General features: G+C 67.7%; 11 protein-coding genes, 3 tRNA genes and 1 pseudogene. 7 read left to right on the top strand and 8 right to left on the bottom strand.

Annotation, left to right across the window (positions count from 1 at the left end; genetic code table 11):
* The first annotated feature begins 85 nt into the window (after positions 1–85).
* The gene (locus ASH01_RS15315) at positions 86–4,273 is read left to right on the top strand and encodes a PKD domain-containing protein (protein WP_162263886.1); all 4,188 of its coding nucleotides are present in this window, start codon (positions 86–88) and stop codon (positions 4,271–4,273) included.
* A gap of 75 nt (positions 4,274–4,348) precedes the next feature.
* Positions 4,349–4,672 (top strand): phosphotransferase, encoded by a 324-nt coding sequence (locus ASH01_RS24055; RefSeq protein ID WP_082619871.1) that lies wholly within the window; start codon positions 4,349–4,351, stop codon positions 4,670–4,672.
* A gap of 274 nt (positions 4,673–4,946) precedes the next feature.
* Here the strand turns inward: ASH01_RS24055 and ASH01_RS15325 are convergent, their stop codons facing one another.
* Positions 4,947–5,618 carry a TetR/AcrR family transcriptional regulator gene (locus ASH01_RS15325; RefSeq protein ID WP_056777396.1) on the bottom strand — a complete coding sequence of 224 codons (672 nt, stop codon included), beginning with the start codon at positions 5,616–5,618 and terminating at the stop codon, positions 4,947–4,949.
* 215 nt (positions 5,619–5,833) lie between these two features.
* On the opposite strand from ASH01_RS15325, the gene ASH01_RS15330 reads away from it, so the two are divergent.
* The 3 genes from ASH01_RS15330 (at position 5,834) to ASH01_RS22605 (ending at position 7,164) form a co-directional block, all read left to right on the top strand.
* Entirely contained in the window at positions 5,834–6,433 is a 600-nt protein-coding gene (locus ASH01_RS15330; protein WP_162260604.1) for a DUF4386 domain-containing protein, read from the top strand.
* A 314-nt stretch (positions 6,434–6,747) separates the two neighbouring features.
* Entirely contained in the window at positions 6,748–6,954 is a 207-nt protein-coding gene (locus ASH01_RS23065; protein ID WP_156415588.1) for a hypothetical protein, read from the top strand.
* Positions 6,955–7,023: 69 nt separating this feature from the next.
* Positions 7,024–7,164: an ester cyclase gene (locus ASH01_RS22605; RefSeq protein WP_082619872.1), complete on the top strand. Its 141-nt coding sequence runs from the start codon at positions 7,024–7,026 to the stop codon at positions 7,162–7,164.
* A gap of 145 nt (positions 7,165–7,309) precedes the next feature.
* Here ASH01_RS22605 and ASH01_RS24060 read toward each other — a convergent pair.
* Positions 7,310–7,710 (bottom strand): annotated as a pseudogene (locus ASH01_RS24060) (DUF6841 family protein).
* A gap of 542 nt (positions 7,711–8,252) precedes the next feature.
* Here ASH01_RS24060 and ASH01_RS15345 point away from each other — a divergent pair.
* Together ASH01_RS15345 and ASH01_RS15350 are read left to right on the top strand one after the other, a co-directional pair.
* Entirely contained in the window at positions 8,253–9,473 is a 1,221-nt protein-coding gene (locus ASH01_RS15345) for an ecdysteroid 22-kinase family protein (protein WP_235509624.1), read from the top strand.
* Between the two features lie 253 nt (positions 9,474–9,726).
* A complete protein-coding gene (locus ASH01_RS15350) occupies positions 9,727–10,500 on the top strand; it encodes a hypothetical protein (protein WP_056777413.1) in 774 nt (257 codons plus the stop codon).
* Positions 10,501–10,539: 39 nt separating this feature from the next.
* On the opposite strand, the gene ASH01_RS15355 is transcribed toward ASH01_RS15350, so the two are convergent.
* The 6 genes from ASH01_RS15355 to ASH01_RS15380 form a co-directional block, all read right to left on the bottom strand.
* Entirely contained in the window at positions 10,540–10,728 is a 189-nt protein-coding gene (locus ASH01_RS15355) for an IS3 family transposase (RefSeq protein ID WP_056777416.1), read from the bottom strand.
* Between the two features lie 67 nt (positions 10,729–10,795).
* Positions 10,796–11,272 carry a DUF6069 family protein gene (locus tag ASH01_RS15360; RefSeq protein ID WP_056777420.1) on the bottom strand — a complete coding sequence of 159 codons (477 nt, stop codon included), beginning with the start codon at positions 11,270–11,272 and terminating at the stop codon, positions 10,796–10,798.
* Between the two features lie 506 nt (positions 11,273–11,778).
* Positions 11,779–11,853: transfer RNA gene (locus ASH01_RS15365), tRNA-Val, on the bottom strand.
* 34 nt (positions 11,854–11,887) lie between these two features.
* Positions 11,888–11,958: transfer RNA gene (locus tag ASH01_RS15370), tRNA-Cys, on the bottom strand.
* A 28-nt stretch (positions 11,959–11,986) separates the two neighbouring features.
* Positions 11,987–12,059: transfer RNA gene (locus ASH01_RS15375), tRNA-Gly, on the bottom strand.
* 102 nt (positions 12,060–12,161) lie between these two features.
* Positions 12,162–13,385, bottom strand: a complete 1,224-nt coding sequence (locus tag ASH01_RS15380; protein WP_235509633.1) for a YihY/virulence factor BrkB family protein — start codon at positions 13,383–13,385, stop codon at positions 12,162–12,164.
* Positions 13,386–13,444: the final 59 nt, after the last annotated feature.

Raw genomic sequence — 13,444 nt, forward strand, 5'->3', positions numbered from 1 at the left:
CGTTCCAAGCATGACACTGTTGTCATCGCCCCGGCCTTCGCGCCCGGCGTCCTCCCGTGCACGCCTGGCGCTGCGCACTGCCGGGATGAGCCTGGTCGCGGCGATGGTGCTCGCCGTTGGCGGCATACCCTCGGCGACGTGGGCCGCAACCGTGTCCGACGAGGTGCACTACACGTTCACGGGCTCCACCTCGGTGGCCATCGACTGGCGCGGGCCGGCCAACGACGTGCGCTGGGGCACGACGACTGACTACGGAAACACCGCCACCGGAGTGGCGCCGAGCGTGATGCCGTGGTCGTCACCCGGCCCGTTCTGGCAGCTGCAGATCGGGGGGCTCAGTGCCGGCAGCACGTACCACTACTCGATCGGCGGAGGCCCGGACTACACCTTCCATGCCCCGCCGACGACGAACTACCGGTTCGATGCCATCGGGGACGTCGGTGACACGGCACACTTCGGCAAGCTCGGGACCACGCTCGACAACATCAGCGCGGACGACCCGTCGTTCGTGCTCATGGTGGGCGACCTCACGTATGCCAACAGCGGGAGCAGCGGTCAGAGCGCCGTCGACACGCACTTCAACGACGTGATGCGCTGGAGCGGACGGGCCGCGTACATGCCCGCCTGGGGCAACCACGAGTACGACGTGCCGGGCTCGGACGATCTGCGCAACTACAAGGGTCGCCTGCTGATGCCCAATGCTGCTGCCTCTCCTGGGTCTCCGGCGATCTCGTGCTGCGGCGACGACTGGGGATGGTTCGACTCCGGCCCCGTGCGGTTCATGTCGTACCCGGAGCCCTGGACCGGCGCGTGGGCCGATTGGCAGTCCAAGGCCGGCCCGCTGATGCGCCAGGCGCAGGACGACCCGAACATCAAGTACATCGTCACCTATGGTCACCGTCCCGCGTACTCGACCGGCTACCACGCGGGCGAGACGCAGATCGCCTCCATCCTGGGCGGCTTCGGAGAGGCTTACAGCAAGTACGTGCTGAACATCAACGGCCACTCGCACGACTACGAGCGGTTCCAGCCCATCCAGGGCGTCACGCACGTCACCGTGGGGGCGCCGTCGTCACTCGAGCAGCCGTGGACCAGCTCAGACCCGCGCACCGCGATGCGCGCCATGCACCTGTCCCACCTGCGGGTCGACGTCGGCGACACCGGCATCAAGCTCCAGGCGATCTGCGACCAGTCCACACCGGGTGAGGACCTCACGTGCAGTGCGGGCAGTGTCATCGACGAGTTCGTCATCGGCACTCCACCAGCCCTGCCGGTTGCCAGCGACTTCTACGTGGACAAGACCGTCTCCGCCTGCAGCGACTCCGGGCCCGGGTCGAAGGAGGCGCCGTTCTGCACGGTCACCAAGGGGGTTGCCCGCCTGCAGCCCGGCAACGCCCTCTACATCGGAGACGGCAGCTACGCAGAGACGGTCAAGCCGTCCGTGTCAGGCACGGCCAGCGCACCGGTCACGATCACCAGCTGGCCGGGCCGCAGCCCGGTGATCGGCAATGGCGTGACCAACGGGGCCTACATCTCGAGCAAGAGCTACATCACGCTCTCCAACCTCACCTTCACCGCGACCACTGGTGACGGGGTCTATGTCACCAAGAGCGACCACATCACCGTCACCGGCAACACCGTGACCAACACGGGGCGGCAGGCGCAGGGAGCGACGGCTCCCGGGATCAGCATCCGGGCCACCAACAACTCGGCGGTGTCCAACAACAACACCACCCACAACAGCGACACCGGGATCTACGTGACGAACACGTCGACCGGCAACACGGTCAGCAGCAACGAGTCGAGCTACAACGCCCAGGGTTGGCAACGGAACGCCAACGGCATCAACGTCACCAGTCCGGGCAACACCATCATCCGCAACGTCACCCATGACAACGAGGACACGGGTGTCCAGCTCTACACCGGCGCCAACAACAACCTCGTCACCTTGAACGTCTCGTACAACAACGGGGACCACGGCATCGACAACCTCAACGTCACCGGAGGCCTGATCGTCGGGAACACCGTCTTCCACAACTGCACGAGCGGGATCAACCTCGAAGGCTCGACGTCGGGGAGCTACCGCATAGCCAACAACATCGCCGTCGACAACGCCGTCTATCCCGCGTACTCAGGCATCGCCTGCGCTCGCCGGGCCGGCAACATCGGTGTGTGGGACGGCGCCCAGAACTCCACCCTGGTGGATCACAATCTGGTCTTCCTGAGCAAGTCCGGGGTGATGTACGCGTGGGGAACGACGTACAGCTCCCTCACCGCGATGAAGGCGGTGTCCGGGCAGGAGGGCGCAGGCCTACAGGCAGACCCCGTGTTCCTCGACAAGCCTTCCTGGAACCTTCAGCTCAAGGAGGGGTCCCCCGCTATCGACCGCGCCGACAGCGGGGTGCCGGGTGAGCAGACCACCGACATCCTGAGCTACCCGAGGGTGCGAGACGCCAACGTCAGCAATGCCAACGCAGCCGGACCGCGCCTGTATGACGACCTCGGCGCCTACGAGTTCCAGCCGGACATCGTGCCCGTCCCCATCCAGCCGCCGGTCGCCGACCTGACGCTCACCCCGACGCAGGGCACCGCACCCCTTGTGGTGACGGCCGACGCCAGCGCCTCCGTGGACCCACAGGGCCAAGTCCTCAGCTACGCCTTCGACTTCGGTGACGGCACCACGGTGGCGCCGCAGGCGCAGTCAACCTTCAGCCACACGTACCTCAACAGCGGGGTCTACACCGTCAGGGTCACCGCGCGGAACACCTCCGGCGTCACCGGCACCGCCAGTGGGACCGTCACGGTCAACGCCCCACCGCCACCCGTACTGCCACCCACCGCCATGCTCACCGTCACACCGGCGGATGGGGTTGCGCCCCTGATGGTGACGGCGGACGCGTCCGCCTCCAACGATCCCCAGGGCGCCGCACTGACGTATGCGTTCGACTTCGGTGACGGGACGGTCCTGCCTGCTCAGACCGCCCCCACGGCGACCCATGAGTACCAGAGCCAAGGCACGTTCTCGGCCACGGTCACGGTGACGAGTGCCAGCGGGCTCACCAGTGTCGCCAGCACCACGGTCACGGCGACGAAGGCCTCGAGCGTCCAGGCGCCCGCCGCATCGTTGATCGTCAGCCCGACCAGTGGCACGGCGCCACTGCCGGTGACCGCGGACGCGTCCGCGTCCAGCGACCCGCAAGGCCAGAGCCTGACCTTCGCCTTCGACTTCGGCGACGGCACCACCGTGCCCGCCCAAGCCAACCCCACCGCCACGCACACCTACACAACGGCAGGGTCGTACCTGGTGACGCTGACGGTCCGGAACGTCAGCGGGCTGAGCGACACGGCGGCGATCACGCTGGCCGTGAGCGACCCGTCCCCCATCCAGGCSCCSGTCGCCCGGCTCACCCTGAACCCGACCAGCGGCACSACACCGCTACCGGTGACCGCCGACGCATCCGCCTCCAGCGACCCACAAGGCCAGAACCTGACCTACGCCTTCGACTTCGGCGACGGCACCACCGTGCCCGCCCAAGCCGGCCCCACCGCCACYCACACCTACACCACCACCGGCACCTTCACGACCAGCGTCACCGTCACCAACACCTCCGGGCAAGCCTCCACCGCCCAGCAAACCGTCACGACAACCGCGCAGCCCGCCTACGTCGCGACGCTGGGTACCAGCTCAGCCACCACGACAAAGAGCTCGGGAACCGTGACCGTGAGTCCCGTCGCTGGCGTGGGCCGAGGGGATCTGGTGGTGATCACACTTCAGATCGCGGCCAAGTCGACGACCGGAGCCGTGGCGGCCACCGACACGGCGGGCAACACCTACACGGTCGCCCGTGATGTGCCGGTGAGCGGCGGTCGACTCCTGGTCCTGACGGGGCTGGCCACCAAGCCGCTCGCCACAGGAGCGAAGATCACGGCAACCTTCCCCGGATCGAGCACCTATCAGATGGTGGCCGACGAGCTCGCCGGCGTGACCCGCGTGGACCGCACGGCTGCAGCCACCGGCACGAGCACCAACTACGCCTCCGGGCTGACGGCCACGACCACGGCACCCCGCGAAGTCGTCTTCGGCGCCGTGGCCACGTTCACGAGGGCCACCACCCCCACATGGACCACCTCGTGGACCGCCCTCACCGCCCAGGCAGTGTCCAAGGCGAGCCTCGGAAGGGCCTACCAGCTCCCCACCTCAGTGGGCACCTTCACTGCAGACGGCACCATCGCCGGCACCTGGGCCGCGCTCGTGATCACGTTCAAACCGTAGAGCCACCGGCTAACCGAGGCCTACACGCGGTCAACGACATCCCCGGTCATCGGCGCCAGCTGCTGATCGGCGGCCGTGACAACCTTCAAGGGATGCCCCTTGGCCAACACGGCCTGGTCCCAGTCACTCCCCCGAGAGTCTGCGCGAGGTGACCCGCACGACAAGCAGCCCCCGTGCTCCTTTCCCACCCCGGAGCCTGACCTTCTCTGCCACAACGACCTCGCATCGTGGAACCTCATCATCGACGAGGATCGGCTGGTCTTCATCGATTGGGACGGCGCCGGGCCTTCGACACGAGGGTGGGATCTGGCCTACGCAGCCATCTCCGTCGGCCACCTGTTCCCGGGCTCACCGGTCCGCGACTGCGCCGCTCGGCTGCGCGCGTTCCTCGAGGGATGAGACACCACTCCCCCATGCCCCGTACGTGTGGCGAAGACGGTGCTCTCGGCATACGCGATGCGAACTCCGTCGCCGCGTGTGCGGCGTAGATACGCTGGCGTGTCGCTTCGTCAGCGAGTGCCCATGCGACCGACACCGACTACGGCGCACTGAACGTCAGGTCGAACGCCGCAACGGTCTTGGGCGCCTTGCGCTGCCTCTTCAAGGCGTCGATATATGCGGTCCGCTCGGCGCCCGGGAAGTCGACGATGAACCGGTCCGGGGGCGAGTCCATCTACGGCGCGACGAGCGACGCAGCGACACCGTCGAGTACGACCTTCAGCCCGGAGTGGAACTCGTCGCCGTAGTCGTAGCCCGGCTTGAGGACGTGCTCGACCGTCATCTCGAAGAGGTAGGGAAACTCGGCGGCGGGAAACGTCTCCATGATCGCCCCAGTCATGGCGGCCAGCTCCGACTCATTTCGGAAGGGGAGGTTCACCTCCTGGAGCACGAAGCCGTGCACGTAGCTGTCGACCACGGAGATCGCATGGGCAGCCTGCAGGACGGAGAACCCATCCTCGCGGAAGCACCGGATCCCCGTCTCCAGGAGTCCTAGGGTGGCCGGCCCGGGGCTCGTCCTGGACGCCATCAGGCTCACGGCCCAGGGATGGCGGCGTAGGACCGCGCGGGTATTCACGGCACGCTCGCTGATCGCGGTCCGCCAGTCCGTGGATGGCATGGGGCGCTCGATCTCGGCGGCGACGGCCTCGACCAAGCCGTCCAGAATCTGGTTCTTGCCGTTGACGTGGTGGTAGAGCGAGGCCGCCTCGACGCCCAGCTCGCGTGCGAGCCTGCGCATCGTGGCCGCTTCCAGGCCTTCGTTGTCCGCGATAGCGAGCGCGACCTGCAGCGTCCGTTCCGCGTTCAACGGTGCCCTGTTAGCGACCTCGGTCGGCCTACGGCCCATGGGTCCCGCCTCTCCTGGTGGTCCGTCGTCCGGCGCCCGAGCCCTCGACAATCTAACGCCGTTAGAGTAGCGTCCGAACTCCAATCTAACACCGTTAGAGACGAGTTTTCGAACCGCTCCTGACGCAATCGGAAGGGCACGCCATGACCACCATGAGCACCACCACCGCCCCGAGGTCCAGCGCGAGGGGTCCGCTGTCCAGGAGGCGGGTGGCGATGGCCGTCGGGATCCTGTTCGTCGTTCAGATGGTCACGGCCATGTTCGGCACGTCCTTGATCCAGGCGTTCATCGACGGCAACCCTGATCGGGCGCCGATGACGGTCGGCGTCGCGCTGATGTCTGTGTCCGGTTTGGCTGTCGTCGGGATCGGCCTGCTGATGTACCCGGTGCTGAAGCCGGTCAACCCGACCCTGGCCCTCTGGTACCCAGTCCTCAGGGTTGTCGAGTGCCTCGTCTCTGCAGCCTGCGGTGTCTACCTTCTGGCCGCGTCGGAGGCCTTCCCGAACCACCTGCTGTGGGTCTACGTCCCGACCGGCATCGGCGGCATCATCCTGTGCTTCCTGCTCGTCGTCGGCCGGCTGGTCCCGCGACCCATCGCCCTGCTCGGTCTCGTGGGCTACGCCGCGCTCACCATCGGAGTCCCCCTCGACCTCCTCGGCGTCCTCGACATGAGCGCGGGAGCCGGCATGCTCCTCGTTGTCCCCGGGGGGCTGTTCGAGCTGGTGTTCTTCCCGATCTGGCTGATCGCAAAGGGATTCAGGCCGCTGCCCGCCTCCGTAGACCTCAGCTCGCCGGCCTTGGTCACGGCGCCCTGACCGCCCGCTCACGGCCGGCTGAACAGCGCCGCCCTGACGCATCGAGCAGCGCAGGACGATCGCGCCGGGCGACGCAGGAAGTCTTCCTACAGAGCTCGGGTCCGACGTCCTTCGCTGCTCGGCGCACGGTCGACCACACCACCGCCTGCAGGGCACCGTCTCGGCCCACGTCGGCTCGTCCGGCATGCTCGGCCACGCTGGTCAGGATTCAGATCTGCCGTCCGAGGCCGTTGCTGACCGTGAGGGCTCACCGTCTACTGACAGGGAACGAAGCCTCCGCGCACTGCACGGCTTCGCGAGCCGGGGAGGCGAGAATGTCCGAAGACGAGGTGAGGGCTGCTGCACGTCACTTCTTCGAGGAAGTGTGGAACAAGGGCAGCGTCGGCGAGGCCGTGGCGTTCCTCGCCCCGGGGTTCGTCAGCCACAACACCCTCGACGTGCGGATCGTCGGTCCCAGCGAGTATGGCGAGGCTGTCACCGCCTACCCGGGCGGCTTTTCCGGACTTCCACACCACGCTTGAGGACGAGTTGCTCGACGGTGACCGGGTGGTGGTCCGCCGCACTGATCGGCGCCCCATCGGTGAGACTTCGTGGGGCTCCCCGCCACGGGTCGCGAGGTCACGACCACCTGGATCGAGATCTTCCGCATCGAGGACGGAAAGGCCGCGGAGGGCTGGCTCGAGTCGGACTCCGCGACACTACGCAGCCAGCTCGTCGCCGAGCCGGGCTGACGGTGCGCCCGGCCCGGTTCTCCGAAGGTCAGAGCCAGACCCTCCCCCGACAAGCCCGCGGCCGGCACGCGGTCGGGCGTTTGACGTGCGTCCATCTTCGCCGGGACGCGTCCACCGACCGCTGACCGGTTCCGCGCCTCTAGTCTCACGTCCCCGATGCGTGCACGGCCATCACCGCGACGCGCATGTCGTCGTCCTGGGTCCTGACGAGGACGTAGGTCATGTTCACGTGCTCGATGGCGCTGTCGTCGGCGCGCCGGCGCACCAGTTCCTCGCCTCGCAACGCCGGCGACCCGTTCAGCACGGTGGTCTCGCCGACGAGTTCCACCGAGCGGACGAAACCCTCCGCCTGCAACTGTTTGACTTGGCTCCGACCACGGCGACCACCTCCTCCGCCGTGGCCATCTGGATGGCTGCGTCATCGAGCGTGATGGTGAGCGGGACTGAATACCACTGCAGGAGCTCTACGACATCGTGCTCACTGCGCGCCACGACCGCGAACTCCAGGTATTCGGCGAACCAGCGCTCCACAGTGGTGCCATCCACGGTCCGAGCCTAAGGGCTTGCGACTGCGGCACGAGCCCGGCACGAGCCCGGCACGAGCCCGGCCACGCGCGTCACATCGCCGTGTACCGAGCGTTGGATCACGAGCCAAACCGGAATGCGGCTTCTCACCCGCGGCATGGTGACCCGAAACGTAGCGCTAGCTCGGCGAGGCGTCGCGACGAGGATCTTCCCGGTCCAGATCAACCCGCATCGCTCACATTCGCGGTCAAGACCCGGGTGGACGCAGCCCACCCACTCGACCCAGGCCGGCGTCCTCGTCATGGCTCCCGGGTCGACTGGAAGCCCGATCACCGAGGTGCCCGGACCTCGCTACCGCCGCAGGCCGGACAACTACTGCCCCTCGTCAGAGTGGCGTCCACAGCACCGCCACAACCGGCGAGCTGAACCTGGGCAGGACCCAACTGCCGCCCGGGACGAAGTGACCGGGGCGGAGGAGTTGAGTCCTTGGACGGTCATGGGCTAAAGGCCTGCGCGCCGCGCATACCGATGGGACAGTGGGCGGGGAGGTGTGCATGTCTCGGGTGGGCCTTGGCCAGCAACGTCGCGACGTGACGGCTGCGGTCCGGCGGCTCCTGGCCGACGAGGCGGCCGAGGTCGGCGACTGGGCCACCACCGAGCTCGCTCTCGGGGCGGCCAACAACCCGACATCCGGTGCCGCGACCCGACTCCGCGGGACCGCCACGACAAACGGGACCGACCGAGCGTGGTCGCTGGTTGCCAAGGTCGTCTGCCCCGACCCGCACGACCGGCAGACCCCTCAGTCCGTCATCTACTGGAGGCGCGAGGCCGACGTCGCGACCAGCGGCCTGCTGGAGCACGGCTGGGGCCTACGCGCTCCCCGGTGCCTGGGCGTTGTCGAAGCACACCCCGAGGCTGTCGTGATCCTGTTCGAGGACATCGGCGAGGTGTCGCACGTGTCGGGCTACGACGACGAGGAGTTCGCGGTCGCCGCGGCAGCGCTCGGCCGCTTCCAGGCGCACTACGTCCATGGCCCGCCGCTGACTGAGCGAGCATGGTTGACCGGCAACCTGGTCGGGCGGTTCCGGAACGCGTGCCTGCCCCAGCTCCAGGCCGTGCACGACCTGCTGTGGGACCGGCCCGCTCGCCGCAGACGCCTCGAGATCGCCATGGGCATCGACCCGGCTCCGCTCGTGGCTGCGCTGGATGACCCGACCCCCTTTGTCGAGGTTCTGGATTGGTTGCAACAGACGTTGTGCCACAACGACGCCCACGTGAACAACCTCGTCGTGCGGCGGTCCGCCGAGGGTGGTTGGGACGTGTGGGCCATCGACTGGCAGATGGTCGGCACCGGTCCACTTGGCAGCGACCTCGCCCAGCTGCTCGTCGAGGTGGCAGAGCCTGACCTGCCGCGCGTGGAGGCGATCGTGCTCGAGGCCTATCTCGCCGCCCTCCACGACGACGGCGTCAGGGTCGGGCGTGAGGCAGTGGAGTTCGCCTATGCCGCGAACGTGGCGCTGAGGCATGCTTCGTGGGTGCTCTACCTGCTGGGACTCTCCCTGGCCGAACTGCCACAGGGCGCATCGGACGATGACGTCCTCATGGCCTGCCTGCCGGCCCTCGAGCACCCCGGGCTCGGGCACTGCGTCGCCATGCTCGAACGCGCCGACGCCCTCCGGCGCCGGCTGTCACGTAACCGTGGGCTGGAACCAGGCAGCGTGCGCGGTCGGCCGGAGCATCCCGAACCTGGCCACGACGATGGCGCGGACGCTGATGCACTCTGACGGCGCGGAGGACCAGTGGTCGAAGCTGTCTCCTCTGCGTCAGGGTCGGCCTGGAGGGTGATGGGGGTTCCGGCGGGCACGTCGACCGAGCACACCGTGGAGCCCGACCCGGTGCTGCTGCAGGAGAACCCGACGGCGGTGCCAGGCGAGGGTGTTCCGTCGGCTATCGAGGTGCTTGACACGGCGGCGTGCCCGGGCTCGGGATCCTCCGGATCGAGGTCCGCCGCCGTGCACGGACGGTCATACTCGGGTTGTGGGAGGCGAGTCCGAGCGAGCCGACGAGCCGTTCGCTGGGCCGGTTGATCCGTCACGTGATACCAGGCGGCCGGTCACGAGCGACGATGGGTCAGGCACGCCAGCGAGGGACTTCGCCGACTACGTCGTGTCCTTTGTCTTTGTGACGTGGATCGCCCTGCGGTTGACGGAGGACCAGACCACGTCCTTGTGGTCCGAATGGGTCCCCTACTTATGGGGACTGGGTTGGATTGTCCTCGGCTTCATCATGGTCCTCTCCAGGGAATCGGTCGGGCGGTGGCTGCGTCACCCGACCGTTCCACCAGCTTTACGAGTGAAGGGTGAACACGCGCGACCGGATCAGCTTGGCGAGCCCGCCATCAACCATGGCCCCGGTGCACCGGTCTTGCCACACACGGGCGACCGGGCGGACCTGGGACACGGCGAGGTGCGGTGGCCGAGGATGCTGCTCTGCCTTGCCCTGACCGCCCCGGTTCTCGCCGTGGGCCACCTTCAGATCGATGAGCACATCGAGAACGAGTTCTGGTGGACTGCGCTTGCGGGTCTGTGGCTCAGCGTGGGCTTCATCGTGGTTCTCGAGCTGCTGTTGTTCCTCACGGGGCGCGTCGCATATCGGCTGAGGCATCCGACTCGGCGGGGTGCACAAGGGCCGAGGGCGGAGCCGTACGTTCCGAAGCACGCCGTGGAGGGCAACTCCGTCAGTATGGACGAGGACGGCCTCCGGTGGGTGAACCCCCGCCGCACATGGCGGAGGCGGATCCGCAAGAGCTGACGTGTTTGGACCCCACAACAGCATTGGCCCGTTCCGGGTTTAGTGGTGGAGGCTCAGAACTGACGTTTTGACGGTAGCCGTCGCGGGGTTCTGTCGGTAGTGCTGGTCTTCGAGCTCGACGGGTGGGATGAGCCCGATCTCGCCGTGTAGGCGTCGGTGGTTGAACCAGTCGATGTACTCCGCGACCGCGATGTCGAGGTCATCGATGGGGCTGCGCCCCAGGTCCACGTGCGACTCGTCTACAGCGAGGATCGCCTGGCCTGTTGCGCCGGCCGGCAGGGGCCCTCCCGAGCAGTCAGCGCCGTTGCCAGGAACGCTCAGCATCGACGACCGTGCGCGAGAGGACCGCGGTGAGCAGCGATCCGATGCACAGTCCGACAACGAGGTTGATGATGCTGACGGCGACCCTGCTCGCAGTCGAGCCGTCTCGGGTGAACGGGAGAATCATGGCGCCCACCGTCGCCAGCCCGACGATCCAGGAGAAGAAGGACCGGGGCCTCGGCGTCGTCACCGACAGGAGATGGGCGAGGCCTGTCGCCGCGACCGCGGCCAGGAAGGCCGTCACGGCGTAGTTGAGTCCGAGCGAGTTGCTGACGTTCAGGACGACGGCCGTCTTCGCCAGGCTGACGTCCAGCACGCCCTGGGCAAGAAGGACACCAATCCAGGCGGTCAGTGCGACCACCAACGCGGTGGCGAGGCCACCCGTCCAGAGGCGGCCCGCGTTGACGGAGACGTGTGAGGGGTCCCCCGGCACCACGTTCGGCCTGCTCATGATCGACCTTCAGTGCTCATGTCGCCCTCCGCAATCGCTGTGTCGAACCCGCACCCCATGAAACCGCGTCCGAGCCTCCCCGCGCCAGAGAACCGCCGGGCGGTACGCGTTACACCCTGCGGCACGTGGCCGTTCAGGTGAAAGTCCACCTCATGGCCCGATGGCCGGAGTCCGACGTGGATCGAATATCAGGGGCCAGCGCCCTGCCGGTGCTCCGAGGCGTTGCGGAGCGCGAGCAGCTGACACGCCGGTACGGCCTGACCGTTCCGATCGAAATGCGGTCGACGAATACGGCGTGGACATACCGGAGAACCAGCTGCCGCGAGGCCACCTCGCCCTGCGCCTTCTTCGGCCAGGAGCCGTGACAGACGTGCTCGGAGCGTCGGGGCCACGATCTGGATCGATAGTCACTCACTTGGTCACTCAGTCCGAGATCTGCCCGCCCGAACCCACACAACACGACAGCCCCTGACCAGCGTCTCCGCTGGTCAGGGGCCGTCTCGTGCTGGTGGGCGATACTGGGTTTGAACCAGTGACCTCTTCCGTGTCAAGGAAGCGCGCTACCGCTGCGCCAATCGCCCTTGGGTGTTGCTGGTACTGCGTGGTGTCTCACCGAGGTGGAGACGGGATTTGAACCCGTGTACGCGGCTTTGCAGGCCGCTGCCTCGCCTCTCGGCCACTCCACCGTGGAAGGCAAGTGGATCTTTGCCTCCGAGCGGACGACCGGGCTCGAACCGGCGACCTCAACCTTGGCAAGGTTGCGCTCTACCAACTGAGCTACGTCCGCGGGAACACCAGCGGTGTAACTTCCCCGCTCGGTGCTTGGTAGACATTAGCCGATCGATCCACGAGATACAAAACCGGCCGTCGTCGGCACGATGCCAGCCCCTCAGCCCCGTCTCGCGGCCTGATCGGAGGCCTGATCGGAGGCCTGATCCGGAGCCTCATCCGAGCCCCGAGCAGAGGCCCCGGTCGCGGTATCGATGACGTCCCTGGCCCCCTCCCCCACGCCGCGCTGGATGGCCGCCTTGATGGGTCCGTGGTCGCTGCTCACGTACTGCTGGTCACGCCCTCGGCGCCCGTGCGCCCCGACGTCGTCGGCCGGCACGTCGACGCCGTCGAACGTCGCGGGCGGGTCGGCATCCGCCGTCGGTCCATCGCCACCCGCCTCCGGGTCCGGGCGAGAGATCAGCCCTCCCGCGCCCTCCATCGCCCAGTTGACCAGCCGGACGTCCGCGCCCTCGTGCAGGTCGACGGGCCACAGGACGCGGACCGCAGCGTTGAGGCCCGCGCCGATGAGGATCGCCACGGCCAGCGCGTACAGCCAGATGAGCAGCACGATGGGCGTGCTCAGCGGCCCGTAGATCGACGATCCGCCCATCGACGCCTCCACCGAGATCCGGACGACGTACGAGGCGCCGACCCAGATCGCCATGGCGAGCAGGGCGCCAGGCACGTCGCGCCGCCACGGGCTCCGTCGAGGCGTCGACACGTGGTACATCGACGCGAGCAGCAGCACGCTGAAGACGATGAGCGTCGGCCAGTAGAGCGCCTTGGTCACGGTCGCCGCCGCGTCCGGCAGCCACGAGGCGAGCAGCCCCGGCCCGAGCAGCATGAGGGGCAGCACGAGGATCGCGGCGAGGATGCCGAGCGTGTAGAGCAGCAGGCTGAAGGCGCGCATGTGCACGATGCCGCGAGCGTCCTTCTGCCCGTACATGATCGAGACGGTGTCGACGAAGACGTTGAGGGCCCGCGACCCCGACCACAGCGAGAGGATGAAGCCGACCGAGATGATGTCGACGCGCCCGCCCTTCAGCACGTCGTTGATGGTCGGCAGGAGCAGCTCGTTGATGCTCGACTCGGACAAGAAGCGCGAGGCGTAGACCTCGATGGCCGACACGACGCTGTTGATCGTGTCGGCACCGATCCAACCGCCGACGAAGCCGAGGCCACCGAAGAGCCCGAGGACGAGAGGCGGCAGGCTGAGCAGCATGAAGAAGGCGCCCTCCGCCGCGAGCCCGGTAACGCGGTAGCGCAGGCACACCCGGATCGTCTCCAGGGTCAGTCGCGCGAGCGGGACGCCCAACGGCACTCGCTCCAGCACTGCCCGCATCCTCGTCCGCACGCTCATCGTCTCCGAGGCTAACGGCGGAGCGACCACGCGTCGCACGC

Source organism: Terrabacter sp. Soil811 (genome assembly GCF_001429655.1).
Lineage (GTDB): Bacteria > Actinomycetota > Actinomycetes > Actinomycetales > Dermatophilaceae > Terrabacter.

Bases quoted from the DNA above. Each gene is read 5' to 3' on its own strand.
- ASH01_RS23065 (WP_156415588.1), top strand. From the start codon at position 6,748: ATGTCCGAAGACGAGGTGAGGGCTGCTGCACGTCACTTCTTCGAGGAA.
- ASH01_RS15380 (WP_235509633.1), bottom strand. From the start codon at position 13,385: ATGCGGGCAGTGCTGGAGCGAGTGCCGTTGGGCGTCCCGCTCGCGCGA.
- ASH01_RS15360 (WP_056777420.1), bottom strand. From the start codon at position 11,272: ATGAGCAGGCCGAACGTGGTGCCGGGGGACCCCTCACACGTCTCCGTC.
- ASH01_RS15325 (WP_056777396.1), bottom strand. From the start codon at position 5,618: ATGGGCCGTAGGCCGACCGAGGTCGCTAACAGGGCACCGTTGAACGCG.
- ASH01_RS15330 (WP_162260604.1), top strand. From the start codon at position 5,834: ATGGCCGTCGGGATCCTGTTCGTCGTTCAGATGGTCACGGCCATGTTC.